Consider the following 688-nt stretch of genomic DNA (forward strand, 5'->3'; position numbering starts at 1 on the left):
TAAAGTAACGCACCGAGGTCATCAGCACACCGTTGTAGATCTCAAAACAGGTTCCAACCAATGCCACAACGGCCAGCGTCACAGTAAGGTCCAGCTTTAAATCGATCCAGCTGAACAGGTAGATCATCAGGAACGAAAAAACAACGATCTGCGCTAACTGGACAAGGATACTTAATCCATCGAACCACAACGGGATCCGCATCGTGATAAGCGAAAAAAGTGCCACATTCAAAAAGCAAACAATAAAAGCTATGATCCGCTCCTGCGTATCACCCAGCTCGCCAATGTAATCTTCGTTCAGGATCATGGAAACAGCGTTGGCGTGCACCACCACACCATACATATCAGGCCTGGTTTTGCCCGCGTAATTCTTGTTCAACGGTGTGATAAACTTATCATCCCACGAGGTATCACGCAGGTCTGAGCCCAGAAAACCCATGATCACGATCTTGTCTTTGATCATGGAAGTAACAAACTGTGTGGTATCCAGCGCCTGGTCCCAGTCAAGCACAGCATACCTGCCCGGGTAAGAGGAGGCTCCATGCCAGTCAACAATATTGCCGCGATAGTTGATGGTCTCCGAATATCTTTCACGCTCCAGGTATTTGGTTGTTTTTTGTGAATCGTAGAGCATGGCGATCATCGTGGAGAAAGCAAGCTCGTCTGTTCCGGAAACATTCAACTTAGG

The 688-nt window shown here is 47.7% G+C and carries 1 protein-coding gene; it reads right to left on the bottom strand.

All coding sequences use genetic code 11. The features are described 5' to 3' along the window. A partial coding sequence (locus tag KK083_RS32325; RefSeq protein ID WP_254170298.1) for a CHASE2 domain-containing protein occupies positions 1–688 on the bottom strand: 688 nt, incomplete at both ends.

The sequence above is a fragment of the Chryseosolibacter histidinae genome (genome assembly GCF_018598225.1).
In the GTDB taxonomy this organism is placed as follows: Bacteria; Bacteroidota; Bacteroidia; order Cytophagales; family Cyclobacteriaceae; genus Chryseosolibacter; species Chryseosolibacter histidini.